This window comes from Mesorhizobium sp. M6A.T.Cr.TU.014.01.1.1 (assembly GCF_004022765.1).
Taxonomy (GTDB): domain Bacteria; phylum Pseudomonadota; class Alphaproteobacteria; order Rhizobiales; family Rhizobiaceae; genus Mesorhizobium; species Mesorhizobium mediterraneum.
Genome location: NZ_RZPG01000014.1, coordinates 160,298 through 181,312, shown reverse-complemented (window position 1 = coordinate 181,312; position 21,015 = coordinate 160,298). Strand labels below are relative to the sequence as shown.

General features: G+C 63.5%; 21 protein-coding genes. 11 read left to right on the top strand and 10 right to left on the bottom strand.

Features of this window, described 5'->3' with window-relative positions; all coding sequences use genetic code 11:
* Positions 1-767: 767 nt before the first annotated feature.
* A complete protein-coding gene (locus EN885_RS17790; protein ID WP_127294676.1) occupies positions 768-1,547 on the bottom strand; it encodes an alpha/beta hydrolase in 780 nt (259 codons plus the stop codon).
* Positions 1,548-1,680: 133 nt separating this feature from the next.
* Here EN885_RS17790 and EN885_RS17785 point away from each other — a divergent pair, with 133 nt between their 5' ends.
* The 5 genes from EN885_RS17785 to EN885_RS17760 all read left to right on the top strand — a co-directional run bounded on the left by EN885_RS17785 (position 1,681) and on the right by EN885_RS17760 (position 8,764).
* The gene (locus EN885_RS17785; protein WP_128242868.1) at positions 1,681-2,610 is read left to right on the top strand and encodes a LysR family transcriptional regulator; all 930 of its coding nucleotides are present in this window, start codon (positions 1,681-1,683) and stop codon (positions 2,608-2,610) included.
* A 261-nt stretch (positions 2,611-2,871) separates the two neighbouring features.
* Positions 2,872-4,026, top strand: coding sequence for an efflux RND transporter periplasmic adaptor subunit (locus tag EN885_RS17780; protein WP_128242869.1), 1,155 nt, complete (start codon positions 2,872-2,874; stop codon positions 4,024-4,026).
* On the top strand, positions 4,026-7,157 hold the full coding sequence (locus EN885_RS17775) for an efflux RND transporter permease subunit (protein ID WP_128242870.1): 3,132 nt from the start codon (positions 4,026-4,028) through the stop codon (positions 7,155-7,157). Before EN885_RS17780 ends, EN885_RS17775 begins: the two co-directional genes overlap by 1 nt.
* A 270-nt stretch (positions 7,158-7,427) precedes the next feature.
* Positions 7,428-8,243, top strand: a complete 816-nt coding sequence (locus tag EN885_RS17765) for an SDR family oxidoreductase (RefSeq protein ID WP_126105092.1) — start codon at positions 7,428-7,430, stop codon at positions 8,241-8,243.
* Positions 8,244-8,269: 26 nt separating this feature from the next.
* Positions 8,270-8,764, top strand: coding sequence for a MaoC family dehydratase (locus tag EN885_RS17760; RefSeq protein ID WP_029348059.1), 495 nt, complete (start codon positions 8,270-8,272; stop codon positions 8,762-8,764).
* Positions 8,765-8,795: 31 nt separating this feature from the next.
* Here the strand turns inward: EN885_RS17760 and EN885_RS17755 are convergent, their stop codons facing one another.
* Entirely contained in the window at positions 8,796-9,470 is a 675-nt protein-coding gene (locus EN885_RS17755) for a hypothetical protein (protein WP_128242872.1), read from the bottom strand.
* 208 nt (positions 9,471-9,678) lie between these two features.
* On the opposite strand from EN885_RS17755, the gene EN885_RS17750 reads away from it, so the two are divergent.
* Together EN885_RS17750 and EN885_RS17745 are read left to right on the top strand one after the other, a co-directional pair.
* Positions 9,679-10,323 (top strand): TetR/AcrR family transcriptional regulator, encoded by a 645-nt coding sequence (locus EN885_RS17750; RefSeq protein ID WP_126105090.1) that lies wholly within the window; start codon positions 9,679-9,681, stop codon positions 10,321-10,323.
* A 221-nt stretch (positions 10,324-10,544) separates the two neighbouring features.
* Entirely contained in the window at positions 10,545-10,787 is a 243-nt protein-coding gene (locus EN885_RS17745; protein ID WP_126105089.1) for a DUF680 domain-containing protein, read from the top strand.
* Between the two features lie 86 nt (positions 10,788-10,873).
* On the opposite strand, the gene EN885_RS17740 is transcribed toward EN885_RS17745, so the two are convergent.
* From EN885_RS17740 to EN885_RS17715, 6 genes are read right to left on the bottom strand one after another with little or no spacing between them, the layout of a single operon-like run.
* Positions 10,874-11,104 carry a hypothetical protein gene (locus tag EN885_RS17740; protein ID WP_095488556.1) on the bottom strand — a complete coding sequence of 77 codons (231 nt, stop codon included), beginning with the start codon at positions 11,102-11,104 and terminating at the stop codon, positions 10,874-10,876.
* Between the two features lie 52 nt (positions 11,105-11,156).
* Complete coding sequence (locus tag EN885_RS17735; protein WP_126105087.1) at positions 11,157-11,738, bottom strand: sarcosine oxidase subunit gamma; 582 nt, start codon at positions 11,736-11,738, stop codon at positions 11,157-11,159.
* Positions 11,731-14,727 (bottom strand): sarcosine oxidase subunit alpha, encoded by a 2,997-nt coding sequence (locus tag EN885_RS17730; protein ID WP_128242873.1) that lies wholly within the window; start codon positions 14,725-14,727, stop codon positions 11,731-11,733. The genes EN885_RS17735 and EN885_RS17730 overlap by 8 nt, the downstream gene beginning before the upstream one ends.
* Positions 14,724-15,020: a sarcosine oxidase subunit delta gene (locus tag EN885_RS17725; RefSeq protein WP_128242874.1), complete on the bottom strand. Its 297-nt coding sequence runs from the start codon at positions 15,018-15,020 to the stop codon at positions 14,724-14,726. The genes EN885_RS17730 and EN885_RS17725 overlap by 4 nt, the downstream gene beginning before the upstream one ends.
* Positions 15,021-15,028: 8 nt before the next feature.
* Positions 15,029-15,451, bottom strand: a complete 423-nt coding sequence (locus EN885_RS17720; RefSeq protein WP_128242875.1) for a hypothetical protein — start codon at positions 15,449-15,451, stop codon at positions 15,029-15,031.
* Complete coding sequence (locus EN885_RS17715) at positions 15,451-16,704, bottom strand: sarcosine oxidase subunit beta (RefSeq protein WP_128242876.1); 1,254 nt, start codon at positions 16,702-16,704, stop codon at positions 15,451-15,453. The genes EN885_RS17720 and EN885_RS17715 overlap by 1 nt, the downstream gene beginning before the upstream one ends.
* Positions 16,705-16,969: 265 nt before the next feature.
* On the opposite strand from EN885_RS17715, the gene EN885_RS17710 reads away from it, so the two are divergent.
* On the top strand, positions 16,970-17,728 hold the full coding sequence (locus EN885_RS17710) for an SDR family oxidoreductase (protein ID WP_128242877.1): 759 nt from the start codon (positions 16,970-16,972) through the stop codon (positions 17,726-17,728).
* Between the two features lie 109 nt (positions 17,729-17,837).
* On the top strand, positions 17,838-18,227 hold the full coding sequence (locus EN885_RS17705) for an SET domain-containing protein-lysine N-methyltransferase (RefSeq protein WP_128242878.1): 390 nt from the start codon (positions 17,838-17,840) through the stop codon (positions 18,225-18,227).
* A gap of 80 nt (positions 18,228-18,307) precedes the next feature.
* Here EN885_RS17705 and EN885_RS17700 read toward each other — a convergent pair whose 3' ends face one another.
* Both EN885_RS17700 and EN885_RS17695 read right to left on the bottom strand, forming a co-directional pair.
* On the bottom strand, positions 18,308-18,715 hold the full coding sequence (locus EN885_RS17700) for a DUF6766 family protein (protein WP_245493088.1): 408 nt from the start codon (positions 18,713-18,715) through the stop codon (positions 18,308-18,310).
* A gap of 22 nt (positions 18,716-18,737) precedes the next feature.
* The gene (locus tag EN885_RS17695; RefSeq protein ID WP_128242880.1) at positions 18,738-19,247 is read right to left on the bottom strand and encodes a DUF892 family protein; all 510 of its coding nucleotides are present in this window, start codon (positions 19,245-19,247) and stop codon (positions 18,738-18,740) included.
* A gap of 411 nt (positions 19,248-19,658) precedes the next feature.
* Here EN885_RS17695 and rpsU point away from each other — a divergent pair, with 411 nt between their 5' ends.
* Together rpsU and EN885_RS17685 are read left to right on the top strand one after the other, a co-directional pair.
* Positions 19,659-19,934 (top strand): 30S ribosomal protein S21, encoded by a 276-nt coding sequence (rpsU, locus tag EN885_RS17690; protein WP_095488505.1) that lies wholly within the window; start codon positions 19,659-19,661, stop codon positions 19,932-19,934.
* Positions 19,935-20,096: 162 nt separating this feature from the next.
* A complete protein-coding gene (locus EN885_RS17685) occupies positions 20,097-20,942 on the top strand; it encodes a tetratricopeptide repeat protein (protein ID WP_128242881.1) in 846 nt (281 codons plus the stop codon).
* Positions 20,943-21,015 lie beyond the last annotated feature (73 nt).

The window sequence follows — 21,015 nt, the reverse complement described above, 5'->3', positions numbered from 1 at the left end:
CGCGGCTCTCTTGAATTTCGCAGAGGGCAGATCTAGAAGCGAACTTCTTCGTCGCCAGCGGCGCGCCGCCCTCGTTGGTGAGGCGTATATAGTCGGCGCCCGTCCAAACTGTCAACAACCATTTCAAACTTTCTTGCGGAGAACTGTTAGCCGCGCAAAGCCAGGGGCTAGCCTGTCCCCATGCGGCGGAACCGTCTCCAATCCTGTCCTTCTATATGGGAACAAAACAGGAAACTTCAAGGATCACGCGCCCCGTGCCCGGTCTGCAACGCGTATTCATGGCAAACGGGGACTGGAGCCCGACGGTTTCGGCGGATCTGCATGGCGGCGCGGCCGAACGGCTGGAACCATTCGTCCCGGCTGTTGGTTCCATCAGCGAAGAACGGGACCGCCGAGCGGGCGTCGCAGCGCAACAGACTTGAGGCCCTCAACAAGTCCTCCAGACATCTCGCTCGACGACCGGCAGGCGGGATCGGACTGAGTTCAGCGGCTCGCACCAGAAGCCTGCCCTCGGGCCCGGGGGTGAGCACCGGCTTTGAGAAGTCCGATGCTCACAATAGAGCAGCGGTACGAGTCGGTTTGAAACTCCGCCGCTCTAACGCTGCCGCGTCTCAAAGAGCACCAAAAGCGACGACTCGACCGGGTCCTAATCCGACCTTCCTGTCATATGCCGGGAGCGTCGATGACGCCCCCGGGGGATGCACTAGCATCTTGCGCGTTTTCCGCTTGCGCTCTTGGCCGTGGCTCAGAGCTACGGTTGGGCGATGTCAGTTCGGTGCCACCGCGGTATCGCCCAGCACCACACCCTTGGCAGCCTGTTCGATCACGTCGGCTACAGCCTCTGGCTGGGTAAGGAACACCACATGGCTGCCTTTGACCTCGGTCGTGACCGCCCCAATACGATCGGCGGTGCTCCGAAGCAATTCGGGCGCAATAGCGCCGTCCTCAGTCGCGACAACGTACCAGCTCGGCTTGGTCTTCCATGCCGCCGTCGTCACCTTGGCCTCAAGCGCCCTCATAGCGATCGGCACCTGGGAGTCGCGCAGGAATGCGGCGTCGGCATCGTTGGTATCCCCAGCAAAGCCGTCCTTAAACGTCTCAGTTTTCAAGAACGCAAAGCCATCGGGCTGCACGTCAGGCTGAAAGTTCGGCGGCGGAGGAACCTCGGCATATTGGTCCAGCGTGGATTGACCGACCTCTGGCGCGAAGGCGGCGACATAGACGAGGCCCGCAACATTGGCAGCGTTGCCGGCTTCTGTAATTACCGTGCCACCGTAGGAATGGCCGACGAGAATGGCTGGCCCATCCTGCCGGGCGAGCACGCGACGCGTTGCGGCGACATCGTCCTCGAACGACGTGAGCGGGTTCTGGACGATCGAGACTTTATAGCCACGGCTTGTCAGTTGGTCATAGACGCCCCGCCATCCAGCTCCGTCGGCAAAGGCGCCATGGACGAGAACGATGTTGCGGAGCGGCACGCTCTGCGCACCGGCAGCAGTTGCCGAAAGCGTCAGCGCACCGACGGCAATCGCTAGGGATTTGATCATGGTAGTCTCCAGTTGGGTTTGCTGTTGATAGGACAATCATGATCTACCCCCAAGGATACGGCTTGATTATCGAGCGGATTCAGACATCAATGTCTCGAAATGAGAGACAATCCGAATTTGCTGGAGGCCCCATATGCTGCGCGACTTCAGCGATACGGTCGCTTTCGTAAAGGTGGTGCAGGAGGGGAGCTTCACAGCGGCAGCGCGCGTGCTCAAGGTGCCGAAGACACGGGTCAGCCGGAAGGTGCAGGAGCTGGAATCCAGACTGCACACACAACTGCTCAATCGGACAACACGCAGCCTGAAGCTGACTGAAGCGGGAGCGGTTTATTTCCAGCACTGCGAGCGAGTGGTGAAGAATCTGGAGGACGCGGAGAACGCAGTGGCGGAGTTGCAGCAACATCCGCGCGGGTGGTTTCGGATTACAGCCCCGTACTGGCTGGCAACTCGCGTCCTCGCGCCGCTGCTCACCGAGTTTCGCCGCTTCTATCCAGAGGTGTTCCCGCAATTGCTGCTTGGGCACGAGGTCGTCGACCTCGTCGCCAAGGACATCGACATCGCTTTCCGGCTCCAGGAAGGCACCCTCCCCGATTCCACGCTCACGGCTCGGCGGCTCGGCGCATTGCCGATGGGCATCTATGGAGCCCCGGCCTACCTGGAACGCGCAGGAACGCCACAGCGTCCTTCGGAGCTAGCGGAACATGCCTGTCTGTTGACAGAGTTCTATTTCAATCGTCCGGCAGTAGAATGGCCCCTATCGAGCGGCGGCGAGCGGTCCCAGTTCAAAGTACGAGCAGTGGCCGTCGCCAGCGATCCAGAGGCCCTTCACGGGTTCCTGCTGGAAGGAGTTGGCCTGTTCATGACCAACCATGTGCGCGTCAAGTCGGACGTTGCCGCTGGAAGACTGGTCCGCGTCCTGCCCGAGTGGGCAGGGCCCGAGCCGACCCTCTATGCGATCCGGCCAGGCGGCGGCGTTCAGCCTCCCAAGGTTAAAGCATTCTTGGACTTTCTCATTCCGCGGCTCGACTTGAAGAGGATTGATAGCAAAGGGAGCCAAATCTGAAGCCGATCCTGCGCACCAAGCGCTTCTTCCGCCGCATCGCCGGGCGTTAAACTGACCCACTACCCCCTTTGGCGGCAGCCGGCTGATCCAGTTCGACCCGAGCGTAGCCCTTATCAACGTTACACCGATTTAATGTGCAAGCGAGCGGGAGAATTGCCATAAAGCTTTGATATCGGCGAGTCATCCTGCGTGTCGGAGTATGCCGTCGCGTCTACTTCACCTTGGGAACTGTAGACGGTATATTTGCCAACCGGAGCGCCGATGGCCACCTGGAAACAGATCGTTTTTGCACTTGTGATCCTCGTCGCGGCCGCGGCCGCCTGGGTTCGCTTTTTTCCAGGCGCGCCGGATGTGCTGGCGCGCTGGGGCATCGACTGGGCTTATGCCGCAACGCCACCAACGGGCGCCGTCGATAAGGCCGGGCAAGCAGGCAGCGGCAACGCCGCCGGCCAGAGGGTGACCATCGTCGCGTCGCCGGCGGCCGCGGCCGTCATCAACGATCGCCTGCAGGCAATCGGCACTGGCCGCGCCAACGCCTCGGTGACGGTCAATCCCTACAGTTCCGGCCGCCTCGTTGAATTCGTGGTCGAGTCCGGCGCCCATGTCGAAAAGGGGCAGGTCATTGCCACCCTCGATTCCGACACCGAGGTGATCGCACAGGACCGCGCCAAAGTTGCTTTGCAGGATGCGCAGGCCAAGCTCGTCCGGGTCAAATCGCTGCGCGCATCCAACGCCGCGACGGCGGTCGCCGTTGCCGATGCCGAAGTGGTGCTGGCCAATGCCAAGCTGGCGCTTCGCGATGCGGAACTGGCCTTGCAGCGCCGCTCGATCGTCGCGCCCATCGCCGGCGTCGTCGGCATCCTGCCGATATCAGCCGGCAATTATGTGACCAGCCAGTCGGCGGTCGCCACCCTCGACGACCGCTCCAGCATACTGGTAGAATTCTGGGTGCCGGAGCGCTTCGCCGCCGCCGTCAAGGTCGGCGCGCAATTGTCGGCGACGCCGATCGCCAATCCCAACAATGCCTATACCGGAACGGTTGCCGCCATCGACAACCACATCGACGAAGCCAGCCGTACCCTTCTGGTCAAGGCAAAGATCGCCAATCCGGCCGATTCGCTGCGTGCCGGCATGTCCTTCCGGATCGCCATGAAGTTCCCCGGCGACAGCTATCCGGCGGTCAGCCCGCTGGCGATCCAGTGGGGGTCGGACGGCGCCTATGTCTGGGCGATCGCGGAAGGCAAGGCCAAGCGGGTGGCCGTCCGCATCATCCAGCGCAACACCGAGACCGTGCTGATCGACGCCCCGATCGTCAGCGGCGACATGGTGGTGACCGAAGGCACCCAGAGCGTCAGCGAAGGCGGCGAGGTCGCCATCGCCGGCGAAGAACAGCGCGCCGCGGACGCCGACGGCTGATGACCGCTTCCAACAACGCCGCCAGCGACACAGGCTTTACCGCGCTATTCATCCGCAGGCCGGTGATGGCCTTCGTCTTGAACACACTGATCGCGGTCGCCGGCCTTGCCGCCTTCTACGGCGTCGAAATCCGCGAGCTGCCGGACGTTGACCGCGCCGTCGTCACCGTTAACACAACCTTTGAAGGCGCGGCGGCCGAGACCGTCGACCGCGAATTGACCGACGTGATTGAGGGCGCGGTCGCCCGCGTCTCCGGTGTGAAGTCGATCTCGTCCACTTCGTCCTTCGGCACGAGCCGCGTCACCATCGAATTCAACGACGGCGTCGACCTCGACGTCGCCGCCTCCGATGTGCGCGACGGCGTCGGCCGCGTCGCCGACCAGATGCCGGACACGGCGGATGCGCCGCGCATCGTCAAGGCCGACGCCAATTCCGAGCCGGTGATGCGGCTGGCTGTCACCTCCGACACCATGTCGGTGCAGGACATGACGGTGCTGGTCCAGGACCAGATCGAGGACGAGCTTGCCGCCGTGCCCGGCGTAGCCGACGTCCAGGTCTATGGCGACCGCGACAAGATCTTTCGCATCGATGTCGACCAGAACAAACTCGCCAGCCTGGGCTTCACCGTCGCCGACCTGAGGGCAGCGCTGGCCTCGGTCGCTTTCGATTCGCCGGCCGGCTCGATCACCACGACCAACCAGGACCTCATCGTGCGCACGACGGCGGACGTGACCACGCCGGAGGAGTTCGAGAACATCATCATCGGCGGCACGACCCGCATCCGCGACGTCGCCACCGTCACGCTTGGCCCCGACATCGGCCAGACCACATTGCGTTCGAACGGCAAGACCGGCATCGGTCTCGGCATCATCCGCCAGGCGGAATCGAACACGCTGGATATTTCGACCGGCGTCAGGGCCGCCGTCGACAACCTGCAGGCAGACCTGCCTCAGGGCATGTCGATCAAGGTCACCAGCGACGATGCGGTCTTCGTCAACGGCGCAGTGCATGAGGTCGAGATCGCCCTCGGCCTGTCGGTCTCCATCGTGCTGATCGTCATCTATGTGTTTCTCCTCGACTGGCGCGCGACGCTCATTCCGGGCCTCGCAATGCCGGTCGCCATGATCGGGACGATCGCCGCTATCTATCTCGCCGGCTTCTCGGTCAACATACTGACGCTGCTCGCCCTGGTGCTGGCGACGGGCCTGGTCGTCGACGACGCCATCGTCGTTCTGGAAAACATCGTGCGACGACGCAACCAAGGCATGGGACCACGCGCCGCTGCCGTGCTCGGCGCCCAGGAAGTGTTCTTCGCCGTCATCGCCACGACGCTGACGCTGGTCGCCGTCTTCGTGCCGATCTCCTTCCTGCCCGGGCAGACCGGCGGCCTGTTCCGCGAATTCGGCTTCGTTCTCGCCATATCGGTGCTTCTGTCCGCCGTCGTGGCGCTGACGCTTTGTCCGATGCTTGCCTCACGCATGCTGTCGGCCGCGCCGCTTCACCACGAAGGCGGCAGCGGCATCGGCGCCCGCATCGGCGGCGCGCTGAACATGCTCTACCGGCGCTGCCTGCGCATCTGCCTCGACGCGCCGTGGATCGTGCTTCTGGTCGCGCTGCTGTTTGCAGCCACCGCCTTCACGCTGTTTGGCACGATCCGCCAGGAACTGACGCCGACCGAGGACCGTGCCGTCGTGCTCATGCGCGTCGACGCGCCGCAAGGGGTCAGCCTCGACTACACGACGCAGCAGATGGAGAAGATCGAGAAACTGATCCAGCCGCTGCGCGATTCCGGCGAAATCCGCAACACGTTCGAGAGCGCCGGCCGAAACGGCGCCTACAATGCCGGCTTCATGGTGATGACGCTGGCGCCGTGGGACGAGCGCACGCGCAGCCAGCAGCAGATCATGGCCGACATTAGCCGGCTCACTCGGCAGGTGCCGAGCGTGCGCGTCTTTCCGATGCAGCCCAACAGCCTCGGCATTCGCGGCGCCGGCAATGGCCTGCAGTTCGCGCTGGTCGGCAACAATCGCGCGGCGCTCGGCGACGCTGCGGTTAAGATCATCGCCGAGATGCAGAAGGATCCCCGCTTCCAGTCGCCCCGGCTCTCCGTCGACCCGACGCAACCCCAGCTTTCCGTGGCCATCGACCGCGAGCGCGCTTCGGACCTCGGCATCGACATCACCGGGCTTGCCGACACTTTCCAGGCCATGCTCGACGGCAATGATGTCGTCGACGTCTATATCGCCGACCGCAGCTACGGGGTGAAGCTCGTCTCGACGACCAACCCGATCAACGATCCAACCGACCTGGAGAATATCTTCCTGAAGACGGCCGACGGCCGCTTCGTGCCGATGTCGACCATTGCCACGCTGACCGAGCGCGCCGTGCCGCCTTCGCTGACCCGCGAGCAGCAACAGCCGTCGGTGGCGATCACCTCCAACCTCAGCGGCGATTTCGCGCTCGGCCAGGCGCTCACCCGCGCCGAGGCAATCGCCACGCCGCTCCTGCCGCCGGGCAGCCGCATCGTCCCCTTGGCCGAGGCGGCGACGCTGGGCGAAACCAACAGTGCCATGATCACCATCTTCGGTTTCTCGCTGGTCATCATCCTTTTGGTGCTCGCCGCCCAGTTCGAGAGCTTCGTCAGCGCGGTCATCATCATGGCGACAGTGCCGCTCGGCCTCGCCTGCGCGATCTTTGCCCTTTTGCTCAGCGGCACCAGCCTCAACGCCTACAGCCAGATCGGCCTAGTGCTGCTGGTCGGCGTCATGGCCAAGAACGGCATCCTGATCGTCGAGTTCGCCAATCAGTTGCGCGACCGCGGGCTTGGCGTGCGCGAGGCGATCGAGCAGGCCTCCACCATCCGGCTGCGGCCGGTGATGATGACGATGATCTGCACCGTGCTCGGCGGCGTGCCGTTGGTGCTGGCGAGCGGCGCCGGCGCCGAGGCGCGCATCGCGCTCGGCTGGGTGATCGTCGGCGGGTTGGGCCTGGCCACCGTCTCGACGCTGTTCCTGACCCCGGTCGCCTATCTCTTGCTCGGCCGCTTCGTCACGCCGAAGGTGGAAGAAGCATCACGGCTGAAGCGCGAGCTCGAGGAAGCCGCCTACACCAATGTCGAGCCGGCGGAGTAGGTTCGGGTCAGGCAGCGGCGCACCAGGCAGGCAATCGCTTCAGCCACTTCTCCCCGTCACTATACGGGGAGAAGTGCCCGGCAGGGCGATGAGGGGCGGCGCTGACTTCAACAAAATTGATCTCCAATGCAAATTGGGCACTGTCATTTGCCTGAAGAGATTTGCCCTAACCACGGCACTTTACCCGTGGCACGGATGATCGCAGTTCGGTTAGTCTTGTCAACGCGAAGCCCTTCCCTTGAACGAGGCAGGGCGCGCGGAGGAGTTGCAATGAGCTATCTGGACGAGCTGTTTTCGGTGGCCGGCAAGACCGCGCTGGTGACCGGGGCTGCGACCGGCATCGGCCGCATGGCGGCAACCGCTTTGGTCAGGGCTGGCGCCACCGTGATGATCGCCTCGCGCAAGGGCGAGGATTGCATCAGCGTTGCCGGCGAATTGAACGGCCTCGGCGGCTCCGGCCGGGCCGAGGGTTTTTCCGGGGATGTTTCCAGCGAGGCTGGCATCGCTGCGCTGGTCGCCGAGGTCAAGGCACGGACGGAGCGGCTGAACATCCTGGTCAACAATGCCGGTGTTTCCTGGGGGGCGCCGCTGGAAAGCTTCCCCTACCATGCCTGGGCCAAGGTGTTCGGCGTCAATGTCACCGCCGTCTTCCATCTGACGCGCGAGCTTCTGCCGCTGCTCGATGCTGCCGCCAGCGACGCCGATCCGGCCCGGGTGATCAATCTGGGTTCGGTGATGGGCACACAGCCGCTGGCCGACGACGCTTATTCCTACTCTGCCTCCAAGGCTGCGGTTCACCATCTGACGCGCACGCTTGCGATCGAGTTCGCCGCCCGTCGCATTACCGTCAACGCCTTCGCCCCCGGGCCCTTTCAGAGCCGGATGACCGCCTTCGCCACCGCGACCGAGGAACAGGCCAACCATGTCGGCGGCCATGTTCCGCTTCGTCGCATCGGCGCGCCGGATGACATTGCCGGCGCAACGCTCTATTTGTGCAGCCGTGCCGGCAGCTATGTCACCGGCGCCGTCCTGCCGATCGATGGCGGGCAGTCGGTGCAGCATGGGCTGACACTGTTCAAGGAATGAAGCCGCTCGCGCTCCGGACGGTTGAAATGGAGGACATCAGCGTGGAACCGATCAGTCTCGATGTGCTTCTGGCCAGCGTCGGCAAGGAAGTCGGCGTGTCGCCGTGGCGGGTGGTCTCGCAGCGCATGATCGACCAGTTTGCCGACGCCACCGACGACCACCAGTTCATCCACTGCGATCCGGAGCGGGCCAAGCGCGAGACGCCGTTCGGCGGCACCATCGCGCATGGCTTCCTGTCGCTTTCGCTTTTGTCGGCGATGACCTTCGAGACCATGCCGCCGCTCGAAAACAGCAAGATGGGCGTCAACCATGGCTTCGATTCGCTGCGCTTCCTGGCGCCGGTGAAGACCGGCGCGCGCATCCGCACCCGTTTCGTGCTGGCCGACGTCAAGGTCAGGCCGTCGGGCTGGGTGCAGACGGCGCATGACGTGACCATCGAGATCGAGGGTTCGAAAAAGCCGGCCCTGACCGCGCGCTGGCTGACGCTGACCCTGATCGAGCGCCAGCCAGAAGCGGCATAGACGGCTCAGCGAGCGTCGCTGGAGATGAACTTCATGTGCCGGCCGATCTGCAGAGCGATGTAGACGACCAGTGAGCAACCGATCGGAAACACGATCTCGTTGAGGCCGGTTGCGATAGCCTGCGGCAGTGCGGGGCAACGTCCTTCACCGCGGCCGTCTCGATCGTCAGCACCGTGATTCCGCCGCCGAACACCGCGCCTATCAAGGCGCCTGCCAGCGTGAAATGGAGCGGACGGGGTTCTTCCTTCGACGCCAGCGAGGCCAGTATCCAGCCGAGCAGGCCGTATTCGATCGCCCGCAGCACCCCCAACGTCGTGAGCGAGAGGATGGCCGGCTTTGCGGCCGCATCAAGCGCACTTACCATGACCTTTTGCGTCCCCTTGGCGATGCCCATCGCCAGTGGCGCCGAGATCGCGCTGATCAAGCCGCCGAGCGAGGCTCGCACCTTGGCGAGCGCCGTTCCGAGGCTGACGCCGGCGCAGACGAAGAACGCCCATGTCACGCCTTGCGCCAATTCGATCAGGACCTGGGTGGTAGCCGGGTGGGAGCCTGCTGCAAATCTGCCAGCCAGAATAAGGGCCTCCATGGCGAAGCCGAGTGCGATCGCCAACCATGCAACCATGACGACTCGCCTGAGCGCCAGCCTGGCACCATGAGAAAGTGGATCCACGTCCGACACGCCGGACGAAAGCTCAGTCGTGGCCATGTTGGCCTCCCCCAAACGGAATTTTTGCAGAACGGCGAACTATCGGTCGGTTGTAACGGCCCGATGTTGCCCGTTTGGGCCAGAGTAACACTCTACGTGAGAAGAAAACGGACATGTCGGAATGCTCAAGCTGGTTTTGACAGCGCCTTGTCCGTTTCCGTACAGCGTATATAATTTAGCCAACCGCCAACGGATAAAGGCAGGCAAATTGCAGCTCAGCGTCCAGACACGCCGCGAGAAACAAAAGGCCGAACTGCGCTCCGAGCTTGTCGATGCGGCGCACAAGCTCGTGCAGGAGGAAGGCTATGAAGGCCTCACCATCCGCAAGCTGGCGAAGCGCGTCGGCTATGCGCCAATGTCGGTCTATTCCTATTTCGCCGACAAGCAGGACATATTGTTCGCGCTGGCCGAGGATGCGTTCGAGACTCTGGCCAAGCGTATCGAGGATCACCCGGCCGACGATCCGATCGAGGCGCTGCAGGTGGTGATGACCGAATATGCGGCCTTCGGCCTTGGCAATCCCAACGAATACCGCACGGTGTTCATGACGGAAAAGACCAGACCGCCGGAAGGCAGGACCTTCGCCGAGATGCAAGAGGGCAACCCGTTGATGAAGGTGCTGATCAGCAGAGTCGAGGCCTGCGTTGCCGCCGGCAGGCTCAAGGGCGACCCACGCGCCATCGCCACCATGCTGTGGGCAGTCGGCCACGGCACGATCTCGCTGCTGATCACCTTTCCCTTCTATCCGTTCGGCGATCAGCAGGCTTTCGTGAAGCGGATGTGCGACTTCACGCTTGCCGGGCTGGCCACTCAGGACGTGCCGCCGCTGACCGGAACGCCGGCCAACTGCTGAAGGAATCTTGGTTTCGAAGACCTGAATATCTCGTAAGGCACTGGTGAACGGCGCCGGGCGGCGCAACTCGGTGCGTGCCGACGCGATGCAATTCCAAACATTCAAATAAAATTGTTCGTACATGTACGACTTCCGGCTTGAGCCCCGCGACTGTCGGGCGTATATGTACGCCATACCGTACATGTACAAAAAAGTTCAGCCGCCGAAACCGGAGACAGACAATGAAAAAGACAATCCTCACCCTCGCGGCCGTCCTGGCATTGTCGGGCGCGGCCCTCGCCGGCCAGAGTCAGCCCGGCAAGCAGGCGCCGGCCGCCTGCGCCGACACCAACATCAAGCTCGATTGCGGCGCGACCGGATCGGTCGAAAAGGTAGGCTCGGCCACTCGCGATGGCTCTACTGAAAAAAGGGAGCCGCGACTCGGCATCGACATCGATCCGTGGATCGTGCCCAGCACGTTCTGAGGTTCGAAAGCAAAAGGGCGGTAGGAAATCCTGACCGCCCGTTTTCGTGGCCATTTCAGCCCGGCTTCACCGAAGCCTGATGGAAGTCATTTCCTGCGCTTCTTCATTCCAGCCACGATCTTGGCCTTGCCGGGCCTTGCGGGAGCGCCGGAAATGGAAGTCCCGGTGATCGACACCGGATCGCTGGCCGGAAACGTGTCCTCGAGCCCTTCCTCGAGCTCCTCTTCGATGTTTGATTCTTCGTGCTTCTCGTGTTCGAGAGAGCGCACGGCCGACGTCTTCTGGACCGGTGGATTCGGCGCGGATTTCGACGGCATCGACATTCTCCCTCGACTTGCTCCGGCAAACGGTCGAGCGCAGCGAATGTTCCTAAGCCGCTGCGTCGCCTGCCGCCTCCGACAGGAAAGTAAAGACATAATCGGAGAAGGAACGCCAGCATTCGACCCGGAACGCATCGGCCGCGGTGCGCAACAGCACAATCTCGACCTTGCCCAGAATGGTGCGCGACGCCGCGCCTACCGGAAAGGCGTCAAGCGACAGATCCTGCGGGCAGCCTGAATTGATTGTTGCCGCGGCTGCCGGGCCGGTGACCGATATGGCGACGTTGCGATGCGAGATGCCGACCGCCGAATGCAGCACTGTCAACTTGGCACAGTCGGCGAGCGGATCTTTTGCCGCCTCGTCGATGACCAGCCATTCGTCCGGCCCTAGCCACAATGCAGTGCGCCCGGCCTTTGCCGCCGAGGTTTTGGGCTTTCGCGGCAGGGTCACGCCGAGCGCCTTCGAAAGCGCCGCGACCGAGGCCTCCGGCGCGCGCAGCGAAATGCGCTCCGCCGGCGGCAACACAGCAAGCGTGACGCCGGTGGCGGAAAATTCCTGGCCGGCGAGCGCCGGGCGGCGTTCGGCCGATGGCGCAGTGGCGGCAGTTTTCTTCGCGGCGGCCTTAGCCATTGAGGCGCTCCCCCTTCTCGTCGAAGAACACCATGCCGGTGACCTCCACCTCGATCGTCCCGTTTGGCATCGGCACGTAAAGCGTCTCGCCAATCCGATCACGGCCTCCGGCAACCAGAGCCAGGGCGATCGAGCGGCCGCAATTTTGCGACCAATAGCTGGAGGTGACATGGCCGATCATGGTCATCGGGATCGCCTGCTTCGGATCGCCGACGATCTGCGCGCCTTCTTCCAGCACCACCTTGGGGTCCTTGGTCTTCAGGCCGACAAGCTGCTTGCGGCCCTTGGCGACAAGATCCGGCCGCGCCATGCCCCTGATACCGACGAAATCGGTCTTCTTCTTGCCGACCGCCCAGTCGAGACCGGCATCGCCAGGCGTCACCGTGCCGTCGGTGTCCTGGCCGACGATGATGTAGCCTTTTTCGGCGCGCAGCACGTGCATCGCCTCGGTGCCGTAAGCGCAGGCGCCATGCTTCTGGCCCTCGGCCCACAGCGCTTCCCAGACGGCCTGGTTGTGGTCGGCCGGCACGTTGACCTCGAAACCGCGCTCGCCGGTGAACGACATGCGGAACAGCCTCGTCGGCACGCCGCAGATCTTGCCTTCGCGCACCGACATATGCGGCAGCGCGTCGTCCGACATGTCGATGCCTTCGACCAGCGGCGCGATGATGTCCCGAGACTTCGGTCCCTGCACGGCGATCACCGCCCACTGCTCGGTGATCGAGGTCAGCCAGACGTTGAGATGCGGGAACTCGGTCTGGAGGTAATCCTCCATATGGTTCACCACCCGCGGCGCGCCGCCCGTCGTCGTCGTCACATGGAAACGGTCCGGCGCCAGTCTTCCAACGACACCGTCGTCATAGATGAAGCCGTCCTCGCGCAGCATGATGCCATAGCGGCAGCGGCCGGGCTCCAACTTCTCCCACGGATTGGTGTAGAGCAGTTCCATGAACTTGGCCGCATCCGGCCCGACCACCTCGATCTTGCCCAGCGTCGAGGCATCGAACAGGCCGGCGGTCTTGCGCACGGTGACACACTCGCGATCGACGGCGGCATGCATGTCTTCGCCCGCTTTGGGAAAATACCAGGCGCGCTTCCATTGGCCGACATCCTCGAACACGGCACCTTGGCGCTCGGCCCAGGGATGAATCGCCGTCTTGCGGGTCGGGTCGAAGAGCGGACCCCGCGCGTGTCCGACGATCGAGCCGAAGGTGACCGGCGTGTAGGGCGCGCGGAACGTCGTCAGGCCGACTTGCGGGATCGGCTTGCCCAGCGTCTCGGCTGCGATGGCCAGGCCGTGCATGTTGGAGGTCTTGCCCTGGTCGGTCGCCATGCCGTTGGTGGTGAAGCGCTTGACGTGCTCGATCGAGCGCATGCCTTCATGCACCGCCTGGCGGATGTCCTTGGCGGTGACGTCGTTCTGGAAATCGACGAAGGCCTTTACCGTCGTGTCCGCACCGGCGCCGGGCGCCGCACCCAGCATGCCGCGCGACCAACTCTCGCTGGTGTCGACCTTCGGCTTGGCGCTGGCGCCGGCATTCTTGACGCCCGCATCCTTGGCCGCCTTGGCGCCCGCCGCATAGGCCTCGTCGATCGTCGCCGACAGCCCGTCCGTGCCGTTGCAGGCGCCGACGGAAACGCAGTCCTGCGCATAGGCGCCGGGCACGAAGCGCTTGGTCTCGTCGTTGAAGGCAACCTTGCCGCGCGACTGCGAGAACAGATGCACCGACGGCGTCCAGCCGGCCGACATCAGGATCGCGTCGACCGGGATGGTGCGCTCGCCACCGCCATTCTTCGGCTGCACGGTCATCGATGAGACGCGCAATTTGCCGCCGGCGCGGATCACCGCACGGCCGAAATTGACCTCGATGCCGAGCGCCCTCGCCTCATCGATCACCGGTCCGGTCGGGTTGTCGCGCAGATCGACGATGGCCGCCACGCCGACGCCGGCCTTCTTCAGGTCGATCGCCGCCGCATAGGCGGAATCATTGGCCGTATAGACGCCGACATTCCTGCCGACCGCGACGCCGTAGTGGTTGAGATAGGTCCGCGCCGCCGACGCCAGCATGATGCCGGGCCGGTCGTTGTCGGCAAACACCATGTGCCGCTCGATGGCGCCGGTTGCCAGCACCACGCGGCTGGCGCGGACCTGCCACAGCCGCTCGCGCGGCAGGTCGCGGCCGGGGCTCTGCAGATGATCGCTGACGCGCTCGACCAGCCCGACGAAATTCTGCGCGTAATAGCCGAAGGCCGTCGTGCGGGACAGCACGCGGACATTGTCCATGGCCTTGAGCTTGGCGACTGCACCTTGCGCCCAGGCAAAACCATCCTGGCCGTCGACCCTGGCGCCACTCTCGAAACGAAGGCTGCCGCCGAAATCCGCCTGTTCGTCGGCAAGGATGACGCGCACGCCGGTTTCGGTCGCGGCAAGTGCGGCGGCGATGCCGGCAGCGCCACCGCCCACCACCAGCACGTCGCAATGGGCATAGCGCGCCGAATAGTGGTCGGGATCCGGCTGGTCGGGGGCGACGCCGAGGCCGGCCGCAGCCCTGATCTTGGGCTCGTAGAGGTTCTTCCAGGCGGACTTCGGCCACATGAAGGTCTTGTAGTAGAAGCCCGCCGAAAGCAGCGGCGAGGCGATGTCGCCGACCGCGCTGACGTCGAAGGAAAGCGACGGCCAGCGGTTCTGCGACTGTGCCGTCAGCCCGTCATAGAGCTCCTGCACGGTGGCGCGGACATTCGGCGTCTTGCGCGCTGCGTCGCGCTTGACTTCAACCAGCGCGTTGGGCTCTTCCGCCCCGGCGGACAGGACGCCGCGCGGCCGGTGGTATTTGAACGAGCGGCCGACCAGATGGACGCCGTTGGCAAGCAGCGCCGAGGCCAGCGTATCGCCCTCGACACCGGCATAGGGCCGGCCGTCGAAGCTGAAGCTGGCCGTCTCTGCCTGCTTGAGGCGCCCAGCGCCGGGAATGCGGAACGCTGCGATCATTTGGAGGCTCCCGGCAGCTTCGCGGGCTTCGGCTCGCCGGCCTTGTAGGTCATCAGGAACCTGTCGCTGACGGTATCGCGCACGGCATTGAAGAACCGCGCGCAGCCATGCATGTGCCGCCAGCGCTCATGGATGATGCCTTTGGGATTCGAGCGGATGAAGAAGAACTTTTCGAAGTCGTCATCGCTTGTCGCGGCCATATCTGACGAACGCGCAATATGCGCCTCGCCGGCGTTGCGGAATTCGAGTTCCGGACGCTCTTCCTGGCAATAGGGGCAGCGGATGAGAAGCATGATTGTTCCTACAATTCGCCGTGGCCGACGCGGGCGCCGGCAGGTTGATCGCAAAGCTTCTGGCCCAACGTCACGAAAGGAGCGACGAGCCGGATGCGCTCCTCGATGCTTGCCGCGGGGCGAAAAAGCGCGCGGTTCGCCATGTTGCCGATAGTGAGCTGGATCGGATCGGTGGTGACGATGAGGCCGCGCGGCTCGAATGGCTCGTCCTCGTCCAGATCGGATGGCCGGCCTTCAAAGAAGGAAACGATTCTTTGCCCGCCGCTCCAGACGCAGGCCAGAACGCCGTCATCGGCAGCAAACGGCCATTCCGCCTCGTTTTCGGCGCGACTGATCGGCTGCACGCGCACCTCGTCTGGCGACGGAAAATGAAACAGGCCTTGCTCTCCCGCGAGCATCAGCGGCATGGCGACAGCCATCTCGGCCATCATCAGTGCGCCACCGCTGCCGCCGCCGCCTCGTCGATGAGGCGGCCGGTGCGAAAGCGCTCGATGGTGAAAGGCGCATTGATCGGATGCGGATCGTCCCTGGCGATGGTGTGGGCAAAGACATGGCCCGAGCCCGGCGTTGCCTTGAAGCCACCCGTACCCCAGCCGCAATTGACATAGAGGCCGGGCACCGGCATCTTGGCCAGGATCGGCGAGCGATCGGGCGTCACATCGACGATGCCGCCCCACGAGCGCAGCATCTTCATGCGGGTGAACATCGGGAACATCTCGCAGATGGCGTCGAGCGTGTGCTGCAGGATATGCAGGCCGCCGGTCTGCGAATAGGAAATATACTGGTCTGTGCCGGCGCCGATGACCAGCTCGCCCTTGTCGGACTGCGAGATATAGGCATGCACGGTGTTCGACATCACCACGCAGGGGAAGACCGGCTTGACCGGCTCCGACACCAGCGCCTGCAGCGGATAGCTTTCCAGCGGCATGCGCACGCCGGCCATGTTCATGATGACGGACGAATGGCCGGCGGCAACGACGCCGACCTTCCTGGCGCCGATGAAGCCGCGCGTCGTCTCGACGCCCATCACCGCACCGTTCGGCGCCCGCTTGACGCCGGTGACCTCGCAATTCTGGATGATGTGGACGCCGCGCGCCGAAGCGCCGCGCGCATAGCCCCAGGCGACGGCGTCGTGACGAGCGGTGCCACCGCGACGCTGCAGGGTCGCGCCCATCACCGGATAGCGGGCATCGCGCGAAATGTTGAGGGGCGGACAGAATTCCTTCGCGGCTTCCGGCGTCAGCCACTCATTGTCGATGCCGTTCAGGCGGTTGGCATGGACGTGGCGCTTCAGCACCTGGATGTCGTGGACATTATGGGCCAGCATCATGACACCGCGCGGCGAATACATGACGTTGTAGTTGAGCTCCTGGCTTAGCCCGTCCCACAGTTTCAGCGCATGGTCGTAGATGCCGGCGCTCTCGTCATAGAGATAGTTGGAGCGGATGATGGTGGTGTTGCGGCCGGTATTGCCGCCGCCGAGCCAGCCCTTTTCCAGCACCGCGACATTGGTGATGCCGTGCACCGTGGCGAGATAGTAGGCGGTGGCCAGGCCATGGCCGCCGGCGCCAACGATGATGACGTCGTACTCCTTCTTCGGCTCTGGCGAGGACCACTGTTCCTCCCAGCCCTTGTGGCCGCGCATGGCCTCCCGGGCGATGGCGAATACCGAGTATTTCTTCAACGTTCCAGCCTCGCAGATAGCGGCCGGGCATCCAATCGAGCGCCGGCGCGCGAGGTGTATCACTAGCGAAACAGCGCTGCCACCCTTGCGCTGTTTGCGACGGCGCTTGCCGTTTTGCGCCGCGACAAAAAAGACCGGTCCGAAGTGGCGGACCGAACGACGATGCATCCGGGCACCTTCGCAGGTATCGGGTGGCTCGCGCCGCCTCGATCTGCGACCAAGCATCCAATTGCCGGCAAAGCTGGCGCGAAAAAGGATGCAAAAAATGTTCGCACTCACCAACAAAGTCGCAATCGTCACCGGCGCCAGCTCCGGCATCGGCCGCGCCACCGCGAAGCTGTTTGCCGAACAGGGCGCCAAGGTGGTCGTCGCTGCCCGCCGCCAGGCAGAGCTCGATGCGCTCGTCGCGGAAATCGAGGAAGCCGACGGCACCGCGATCGCCCTTGCTGGCGATGTCCGAGACGAAGCCTATGCCAATGCCCTTGTGGATCTTGCGGTGGACAGGTTCGGCGGTCTCGACATCGCCTTCAACAACGCTGGCTCCGTCGGCCAGATGGGACCGGTTCCCGACATGTCGCTGAAGATGTGGCACGAGACCATCGACATCAATCTGACCGGCGCCTTTATCGGTGCAAAATACCAGGTGCCGGCGCTGCTGGAGCGCGGTGGCGGCTCGCTGATCTTCACCTCCAGCTTCGTCGGTCGCACCGCCGGCATGCCGGGCATGGCCGCTTACGCTGCGGCCAAAGCCGGGCTGATCGGTTTGACGCAGGTTCTGGCGGCCGAATACGGAGCACAAGGGTTGCGCGTCAACGCGCTGCTGCCCGGCGGCACCGACACGCCGGGCGCGACGACGACCACACCCGAGGCCCGGGCTTTCGTCGAAGGCCTTCATGCCCTGAAGCGCATGGCGCAGCCGGAAGAGATCGCCCGCTCGGCGCTCTACCTGGCGTCGGATGCGTCGAGCTTCACCACTGGAACCGCGCTGTTTGCCGATGGCGGCGTCTCGATCAACCGGACGTGAGGCGTTTCCTGCGCGGGCGAGCGAGCCGCAATGTCGCAAAGGCGGTCTTGCTTTCCAGCGCGATTTGGCGATTTCTTCGGACACTGCTGTTCGAAGACGGACCTAAAACATGCTGCTGATCAGGACCTACATCGCCGCGAGCGCAATCGAAGGCGTCGGCGTCTTTGCCGCCGAGCCGGTCCGGAAAGGGACGTCGATCTGGCAGCTCGATCCGGACTTCGACCGCCTGATCCCGATGGAAAAATATGAGGCGGCGCCGCCGCACCTCAAGGAATTGCTCGACAGATATGCCTATCCAAGTCCGGACCGGCCCGGATTCATGGTCTATGAAGTCGACAATGGCCGCTTTATGAACCACGCCGAACGGCCGAACACGGACTTTTCGCAGCATGGCGGGGCAACCGCGATCCGCGACATAGCGGCGGGCGAGGAAATAACCTGCGACTACGGCGAATTCTTCGAGGACTTCGAGCGGCTTCATTTGGCTACGGCGTCATAGCGATCCGGTTGCGTCGGTGGAAGAGCATCAAACGGCCCGGAGCGACGATCGGCTCCAGGCCACATTTCCAGCCCCCAGCTTTAGTTCCGGTGGGCGTGCGGCTCGTCGGTGTGCCGACCGTCATACTGCAGGTCCAGCTCGCGAATCGCCTCCTTGCCTTTCTTCGGATCGACAAGCCGAAGAAGCGCATCGATTTTGGCCTCCATCCGGTCGGTACTCTCCTTGGATTGCGGCGAACCGACGAAGAGCAGGAACGCCAGGCCACCGACCTGCCAGAGCAGCTGCAGGAATTCCGATTGCCAGTTTTCGAGCGTGTCGCGGCTCATTTCGATCAGGTAGCCGCCGAATTCGGGCGGTTGGCCAAGCGCTCGCTGCTCGTCCAGATAGGCGAACCAGCCGAAACCCCAATGCCCGACGATAGATAGGACAAAGAAAGCCAATGTGATCCAGGCATAGCTATAAGCCCGCCAGACCGAAGGTGACTTCACTCCGGCCGCCGGCCTGTTATCCTCACCGCTTGGCATTGTCGCTGTCCGATGCCGTGCGAGCCAGGAACTGCTCCGTGGTCGCGGGCAGTTTGTTTTTCAGCCACTCGGCCATCGCTTCCTCTTCACGCAGGTTTTGTTCACAGGCGCGAGCGACCTCTGTTTCACCAAGAGATTCGGCGGCCGCGATGAGGATCCTGTAAGAGGCGATCTCCATATGCTCGAAAGTGTAGCTCGCGAGTGAGCCTTTCATCACCTCGTCGCCGGCAAAGACGCCGCTTAGGGACTGCGCCATCGCCAACAGCTTGCCGCCGGCGTCCTTCAGCGTGGATGCGTCTTCGCCCAGTCCTTCAAGGCAGGTTCTAAGACGCGCGGCTTGTCCCTTCGTCTCGTCGACGTGCCGGCTAATGCGCTCACGGAGCTCGGGATAACTGTCGAGCCGGCTCAGCTGGCCGTTCAGCATGGTTTCGGCCTGCTCCTCCATCGCATGCGCGTCCCTGAGCCACTGGACGAGCCATTCACGGGTGTCAGACATCGGTTTTCTCCTGTGCTTTGCTTGTGCGAGAACAACCGTTGGGGAACGAAGTTGGTTCCTTCATCGATAAAGCCAGGCGGGCCGTTTTTGTCGGATTGAGGCAGCAGAAATTTATCGGTGGCGGAGAAATGCCAACGATCGCTCATCCGCGCGACAGGACCGCTATCGAGAAAGCCGACACACCGCCCGAGGTTGCGATTCTTGCTTTTTGACGGCAGTTATGCTAAGTATTTTGGCATGGTGCTGATTTGCGCCGACGACCCGCCGCCGAGGCGGGTTTTTCGTTTCGGCAGTGGACAGAGCGGCATGATTCTGCTATCAGCCGCCACAATTCGTGGTGTAAATCGCTGCGGAGGCTAGTGGCTATGGCCGCTTGCCTGTTGATATCAAACATGAAAGACAGGATTGCCCGTGCAGGTACTCGTCCGCGACAACAATGTTGACCAGGCGCTTCGCGCGCTCAAGAAAAAGATGCAGCGCGAAGGCATCTTCCGCGAAATGAAGATGCGCGGACATTATGAGAAGCCTTCCGAGAAGCGCGCCCGCGAAAAGGCGGAAGCCGTTCGCCGCGCCCGCAAGCTGGCCCGCAAGCGCGCCCAGCGCGAAGGCCTGCTGCCGATGACGCCGCGCCCGGTGGCGGCTGGTGGTGCTGCTGGCGCCGGCGCTCCGCGTCCGCCGCGGTTCTGACGCCAATTTTTCGTCCTTTTCGAAGGATATCCAAGGTGGCGCGATGCGTAATCGCCGCCACCTTTTTGTTTTGAATTCCTCGATTCGGAGAGGCCGGTTCGCGAGGCCGGTTCGTAGGGGAACAGACCTGACGGCGCGGCGGGCAGTGAGGACAGAGCAGACATGAACGCAATAAGCGTGGAGCGCAGAACCGCATTGCGCGGCTTTGCACTGACGGCAACCTTGCTTTCCGGGCTGGCGCTCGCCGGCTGCCAGACAGCCCCGACCGGCGAATTCACCAACATCGACAAGGCACAAGGGTCGGCCGAGAACATCTCCTCGCTGTCGGCCGTTATCCAGCGCAGTCCCCAGGATCCGGAAGGCTACAATGTGCGTGGCTCGGCCTATGGTCGCGGCGGCCAGTATCAGGCGGCGCTCAAGGACTTCAACACCGCCATCCAGCTCAATCCGAATTTCTACCAGGCCTATTCGAACCGCGCTCTCATCCAGCGCTTCCTCGGCGACCAGGCGGCCGCGCTTGCCGACTACAACCGCTCGATCCAGATCAATCCCGACTATGACGCCGCCTATATTGGCCGCGGCAATCTCTACCGCAAAGCCGGCCGCATCCAGGAAGCGTTCAACGATTTCCAGAAGGCGATCCAGCTCGACACGACAGATGCGCGTGCCTATCACAATCGCGGCCTGATCTATCAGAGCCAGGGCCAGCACGCTTTCGCCATCGAGGATTTCTCGACCGCCATCTCGCTGGCGCCGGACGCCGCCGAACCCTACAATGGCCGTGGCCTCTCCTACCTCGCCATGAACGACGAGGATAATGCCTTCGCCGACATCAACATGGCGATCAAGCTCGACGGCAAGAATGCCGAGGCCTGGTCCAACCAGGCGCTGATCTACGAGCGGCGCGGCGACAAGGCCAAGGCGGCAAAATCCTACCGCGAGGCCGTGCGCCTCAACCCCACCTACCAGCCGGCCAAGGACGGCCTGGCGCGCACCAGCGCCGGCTGACCGACGGCAGCGTTGAGCCTGATATGGCAGGCCTGGCGTTTGGCATGCCTTCGAAGCCTTCAATCACTGTGCG

What these genes read in the sequence shown, in the direction of transcription:
- EN885_RS17695 (WP_128242880.1), bottom strand. Translation starts at nt 19,247, where the DNA reads ATGTCTGACACCCGTGAATGGCTCGTCCAGTGGCTCAGGGACGCGCAT.
- EN885_RS17720 (WP_128242875.1), bottom strand. Translation starts at nt 15,451, where the DNA reads ATGATGGCCGAGATGGCTGTCGCCATGCCGCTGATGCTCGCGGGAGAG.
- EN885_RS17705 (WP_128242878.1), top strand. Translation starts at nt 17,838, where the DNA reads ATGCTGCTGATCAGGACCTACATCGCCGCGAGCGCAATCGAAGGCGTC.
- EN885_RS17735 (WP_126105087.1), bottom strand. Translation starts at nt 11,738, where the DNA reads ATGGCTAAGGCCGCCGCGAAGAAAACTGCCGCCACTGCGCCATCGGCC.
- EN885_RS17740 (WP_095488556.1), bottom strand. Translation starts at nt 11,104, where the DNA reads ATGCCGTCGAAATCCGCGCCGAATCCACCGGTCCAGAAGACGTCGGCC.
- EN885_RS17780 (WP_128242869.1), top strand. Translation starts at nt 2,872, where the DNA reads ATGGCCACCTGGAAACAGATCGTTTTTGCACTTGTGATCCTCGTCGCG.
- EN885_RS17725 (WP_128242874.1), bottom strand. Translation starts at nt 15,020, where the DNA reads ATGCTTCTCATCCGCTGCCCCTATTGCCAGGAAGAGCGTCCGGAACTC.
- EN885_RS17755 (WP_128242872.1), bottom strand. Translation starts at nt 9,470, where the DNA reads ATGGCCACGACTGAGCTTTCGTCCGGCGTGTCGGACGTGGATCCACTT.
- EN885_RS17685 (WP_128242881.1), top strand. Translation starts at nt 20,097, where the DNA reads ATGAACGCAATAAGCGTGGAGCGCAGAACCGCATTGCGCGGCTTTGCA.
- EN885_RS17710 (WP_128242877.1), top strand. Translation starts at nt 16,970, where the DNA reads ATGTTCGCACTCACCAACAAAGTCGCAATCGTCACCGGCGCCAGCTCC.
- EN885_RS17730 (WP_128242873.1), bottom strand. Translation starts at nt 14,727, where the DNA reads ATGATCGCAGCGTTCCGCATTCCCGGCGCTGGGCGCCTCAAGCAGGCA.
- EN885_RS17760 (WP_029348059.1), top strand. Translation starts at nt 8,270, where the DNA reads ATGGAGGACATCAGCGTGGAACCGATCAGTCTCGATGTGCTTCTGGCC.
- EN885_RS17775 (WP_128242870.1), top strand. Translation starts at nt 4,026, where the DNA reads ATGACCGCTTCCAACAACGCCGCCAGCGACACAGGCTTTACCGCGCTA.
- EN885_RS17765 (WP_126105092.1), top strand. Translation starts at nt 7,428, where the DNA reads ATGAGCTATCTGGACGAGCTGTTTTCGGTGGCCGGCAAGACCGCGCTG.
- EN885_RS17745 (WP_126105089.1), top strand. Translation starts at nt 10,545, where the DNA reads ATGAAAAAGACAATCCTCACCCTCGCGGCCGTCCTGGCATTGTCGGGC.
- EN885_RS17785 (WP_128242868.1), top strand. Translation starts at nt 1,681, where the DNA reads ATGCTGCGCGACTTCAGCGATACGGTCGCTTTCGTAAAGGTGGTGCAG.
- EN885_RS17790 (WP_127294676.1), bottom strand. Translation starts at nt 1,547, where the DNA reads ATGATCAAATCCCTAGCGATTGCCGTCGGTGCGCTGACGCTTTCGGCA.